This is a genomic window from Caballeronia sp. LZ034LL (assembly GCF_031451215.1).
In the GTDB taxonomy this organism is placed as follows: Bacteria; Pseudomonadota; Gammaproteobacteria; order Burkholderiales; family Burkholderiaceae; genus Caballeronia.
The window spans coordinates 1-5,012 of sequence record NZ_JARUXR010000010.1 but is presented as its reverse complement, the minus strand read 5'-3'; the positions used below and the strand labels follow the sequence as shown (position 1 = coordinate 5,012).

2 protein-coding genes are annotated in these 5,012 nt (G+C 61.5%); both read right to left on the bottom strand.

What is annotated here, in order from left to right; genetic code table 11:
- Nucleotides 1-799 (bottom strand): hypothetical protein (locus QCE83_RS34925; RefSeq protein ID WP_309821453.1); only part of this gene is annotated, 799 nt, incomplete at its 3' end.
- A gap of 237 nt (nucleotides 800-1,036) precedes the next feature.
- Nucleotides 1,037-4,960, bottom strand: a complete 3,924-nt coding sequence (locus QCE83_RS34920; RefSeq protein ID WP_309821452.1) for a helix-turn-helix domain-containing protein — start codon at nucleotides 4,958-4,960, stop codon at nucleotides 1,037-1,039.
- Between the last annotated feature and the right edge of the window lie 52 nt (nucleotides 4,961-5,012).

Genomic DNA, 5,012 nt, shown 5'->3' with positions numbered 1-5,012 from the left:
TGGCGGCCTTGTTGAACTGCTGTCCCATCTGGGCGAGCAGATCGCTCTGCTGCTGGCCGGCGTTGCCGAGATAGATCGAGCCGAAGGGCTTGCTGAACGTCATCTGCACGCGGGCGTTCGGATCGCCCATGGCCTGCAGATAAGCTGCGCGAATCGGACCGATGACCTGGGAGTACACGGGAGCCGCGATGTGCGCCCGCTGGTCGCTGGTGGTGGCCGCATTGTAGTAAGCGGAGCCCGCGGCGAGCGCGCCGCCGTAGAAGTCGCGCTTGTCGGGAGGCAAGGCTCCAGCTTGCTGGTTCGCCACGGTGGCCAGCCGTTCGAAATTGATGGACTCGGCGTCCGCGCCGCGCAGTGAGTCGCCCTGAAGTGTGGCCATGTTGCTGGCGTTGGCGGCGTCGTCGGGGATGGAGGTGTCCTGGTCGAGACGGGAGAGCAGTTGCGTTGCTTCAGTGCTGGAGAGTTGGGGCGGGTCGGAGGTGTTAGTAGTTTGGGTCTGCGGCGACGTGGACTGACCTGTGGGCGCATTGGTCGGCGTGTCGTTGCCAGGTGATGGAGACGGTGGCGGGCTCGAGGTCGTGTTCGTGCCGGTCGTGTCCGCAGGCGGAAGCTGCGAGATCGTGGATTGCCCTTGAGGCGGATCCTTCTGCGCAGAAGATGGATTCTCGGCGTCGTTGCCGGTTGGAGAGGGAGGTGGATCGTTCGACGGGTTGTTATTGGTGGGAGTGGTGTCGTCGTCGTTGCCGCCGTACTGCTGAGCGGAGGTAGACGATGATGAACTGACGCTCGATACAGCCATTTCTGTGCTCCTGACGAGAACATGAATGCCGCCCGATACGCGTCGTCTTCATGGAGCGTTGGGGCAATGCGTGTCATGAGTGTTGCTGTCAGTTGGCTTGTGCGGGTGATGCAGAGGTATCGTGCATGAGGGGCGCAGCGCGAGAGTCGCTCGACGGGATGAGGCAGCACCAGCATGCTTGCGCGCCCGGAGCAGTCACACTGATGGCCCGGGCGCGCTGCGACTTCGACGAAGCCGCTACGCGCAAAGGAATTGCAAGATCCTCTGTATCTGAAGGTCTGTCAGTCCCGGGTTTCTCTGGGTGAGAAAGACACGTACCATCGCCGGCGTGATGTCCGAATAGCCGCGAGCAGTCAATTCTGCTTGCAGACTCTGGGGTGCAGGGCCTTTTCCGTTGAGCCAGTTATCGATTGAGTCGGACTCCGCCTGGCTTAACTTCGTATGGTCCTCCTGGAACTGTATGAGCTGCTTGCTTCCCCAGGAAGGCTGAGGTTCCGAGGGAGCAACATGCTCTGGTTGCGTGCCACCGCTAGTTCCCGCCTGAGGCTGCTGGGCAGCACCGCCGGTGCCCGGCTGAGTCTGCTGCGTCGTGCCACGGTCTCCCGTCTGACTCTGCTCGGTGTCGCCGGGCGCGCCATCCGTGCGCCGCCGCTTCGTCGGCGGTTCGTCCACTATATGCACGTCGCCGGGCCTATACTTTGCGGCTCCGGTTCGCATTTGTTCGATCATATCTGCCGGCACGCCGGTTTGCTGGCTGATCCACCAGTCTGGCTCGCCTCGATCAAGGAGTCGGACAATGTCTGCGCGTTGCATTCCGGTCATGGGATAAGTGACCTGATCGGGCGTGCCTGCCGGATGGATTCTCCACGGCCTTTCGTGCGTTATGCCGTAGGTTGGAAGGTGTTCGGTTCTCGCAAACCGCAACCCCGCGCGAAGAGCCGCAAGCTCTTCACCATCGGTAAATTTAGCGGCGACCTCGTGAAGCGGTCTGCCATTCGAAAGCTCAACGTATATTTCGGCGCCGCGCTCGTTATAAGTTTCCGCTAACCGTCCGTGGATTCGCTGAGGTACTATTTCGCCGCTATGGATCATATAGTTTTCCAGCCCATCCCTGACTTTATTTCTGCCAAGGCCGAGCTCGCGCTCGATCTCAGCAAGGGTGTAGCCGCGCTCATAGAGTTCAAAAGCTTCTCGGTATTGGTCCATGCGGCCCATATCTGCCCCTTGCGTCCCTTGTATTGTGGGAGCAGTTGATGGGTGCCCTGTCCCGCTGGTTCCCGGCTGAGGTTCGTGCGTGGTACCGCTGGTTCCCGGCTGGGGTTCGTGCGTGGTGCCGCTGGTTCCCGGCTGGGGTTCCGGTGCGTTGTCGGTCTGAATCCACTCGTGTGCCTGAGGATAGTATTGCCCGTTCCCGGCCTTGATCTTCTCGACCCAGCCTGGCGGCAAGCCGGTATCCTTGCTGATTTCCTCCGTTGATTTGCCTTGCTTGATTCCCTCGTTGACTTTGGCGTTTTGCTCATCGGTCATGGGAATATGAACCTGATTGGGCGCGCGTTCCGGCGGGATCGGCGCGGGGCGTTCTTGCGGAATTCGCCAGGGCCTTTCTTGCGGAATGACGTCGGTTGGAAAGTGATTGGTCTCTGCGTACCATGTTGCCTGGCGATGAGCCGCCCACACGTCACCGCGTGTGTATTTGTTTGCAACCTCCGGCATCGATCTGCCTAGACGGAAGTCTCTGTATATGAGCGGGGCGAGTTTTCTATCGCTCAAGTCTGTCGAACTCCCGATTTGTATGGGCCGCACTTCGCCGCTTTCGCGCACATACCTTTCTATCCATCGCCTGGCCGTTTTGGGATCGACCTGGAGTTCTTGCCCGATCTCAGGCAAGGTTTTCCCGCGCTCATAGAGTTCGAAAGCCTGTTTGTAGGAATCAGGTAGTGGCTTTGTGGGCGCGCCGCCCTTCAATCCCGTGTCGAGATTGACTTCCCAGTTGCCTTTTTCGTTGAGACGCATGTTGGGGGAATTGGGTGAGCCTTCACGGGGCATCATCTGCCAGCTATGGGTGTTTTCGTTCCACTTCACCGGATACGTCTTGCCGTCCTGCTGAATGTAGTTCTGGCCGCCTTCGTCGCGATACAGGCCGCGGTAGTTCGGATCGGGCGTGAGCTTGCCGGAGGGTGGTCGCGCGTATTCTTCGGGCACCAGCGGGATGCCCGATGTCGAGCCGGACATGGCAGCCGTGCTTCCCGGTACGGGTGGGGCGTGTTCAACTTTCGATGCATTGGCGGGTTCGTCTTTTGCAGTGCCTTCGCCGGGCTTGATTTCTTCGGTGGGTTTGGGCTTGGCGGCGCCCTGAGCCTCGTGAATCTCGTCCGCCACCGTGGTCATCGGATCCTTGGGCGTCAGGTCATTGAGCCACTGCCAGAATGACGGGGCAGGCTTGGCCTCGGTGGCGGCGCCGGCTTCACTCGCCACGGGAACGTGCTCGAGCGGCTTGAGTTCGCCCGCCTCTGAGGCTTTGGCTCCGCTGAATTTCGGGAAGTTTGCCTCGCCCAGCGCCGCCCCGATCAGCCCTGACGCGATATCGATGCCCACTTTGGCGCCCTCGGAAAGCGAGTCGGACGGCACGATGTAGTCGACCAGCAGATTTACGCCCGGGATGAAACCCACGAAGAAGCGGCCAAGGCCTTGCTCGATCTGCCGCTGCCAGAGCGGCAGCGGCGGGGTGTGGGCATTGAGATACGAGTCTTTAATGGGCCCGTGCTGAGATGCAGCGTGATACAAATCCATGGCGTCGAGAATGCTGCGGTTCTCCAGTTGATAGCGATACAGCAGATCGCCTCCGAAGTTGCCCATGCGCAGGTTATCGATGTTGGTCTGCGTGGGATCGGGCGGCAGCGGCGGGAGCACGGGTGTGCGGTGGAAGGGATCGCTTTGCAGGGCTGAGATCGCCCATTCGGCTTTCTTGCTTGCATCGGCGGACCACTCGCGCAGGGGCTTGAAGTCGTCGGGCGATTTGCTCAGGCGGTACTGGAATTCCTGCGCGTTGCGTTCGGAGTTCAGGCCATGGTTCATGAACCAGTTCAGACGCTCGAATGAACTCGTGTTGTCGAGGCCGCTCTCGGCGCTGGCGACCCACATCCCCTTGGCCTCGGCCAAGGCCTGATTGATTTCCTTATCGGCCTGTTTCCACTGCTCCTGCACGTGTGAGCGCTCCTGGTCGACGAAGCTGGCAATCTGCGCCTGCATGACATGGCGCAGATCAGCGGCCTGTTCGAAGATACGCGCACGTTCTTCCGCCGTGGCGGCCTGGTTGAACTGCTGCCCCATCTGGGCGAGCAGGTCGACTTGCTGCTGGCCGGCGGCGCCGAGATAGACGGAGCCGAAGGGGTTGGTGAAGGCCATCTGCACGCGGGCGTTCGGATCGGCCATGGCTTGCAGATAGGCTCGCCTGATCGGATCGATGATGTCGGTGCGCACGGCATGAGCGATCTTTTCGCGCTGCTCCTGGGTAATGGCGGCATTGTAGTAGGTGGTGCCCGCAGCGAGCTCGCCGCCATAGAGGTTGCGCTGCTCCAGAGGCAAGGCCTGGACCTGCTGATTCGCCTCGACGGCCTGCTGCTCGAAGCCGACAGCCTCGGAATCCGCGCTGCGCAGTGAGTCGCGCTGAAGTCCGGCCAGGCTGTTGGCGTTGGCGGCGTCGTCGGGGATGGAGGGGTTCTTGTCGAGACGCGAGAGCAATTGCGTCGCTTCGGTGTTCGAGAGCGTGACAGGCTTGACCGCGTTGGCGGCCGCGGCCGCCGCAGCCAGCGCGGGATCAGGCGCTGGCTGCGTGGGTCCGCCTATCGTCTCCACTGTGCGGACGGGAGGTGACGATGCGGCATTGGCGCCCTGTGTGGTTCCGTCGGAAGACGATTTGGGCGTTGTGGGGGGGACGGCCGAAGCGATGATGGTGGCCGGCGTAGGATCGAAGAGCACGTGGAAGCCGGTGAGTAGGGTCGGAAGCAGCGGCGGGGATGGCAGCGGCTGAGTGTGGGCATCGAGATATTGCCCCTTCTCATGCGCGGGCCGCGAGGCGGCGCGAACCATTTCCTCGGCATCGAGAATGCGGCGGTCTTCCTGTTGATAGCGGTACAGCATATCGGCACCGAAGTTGCCCATGCGCGAATCATCGGCGGTGGTTTGCGTGAGATCGGGGGGCAGCGGCGGGAGC

What these genes read in the sequence shown, in the direction of transcription:
- QCE83_RS34920 (WP_309821452.1), bottom strand. Translation starts at nt 4,960, where the DNA reads ATGGGCAACTTCGGTGCCGATATGCTGTACCGCTATCAACAGGAAGAC.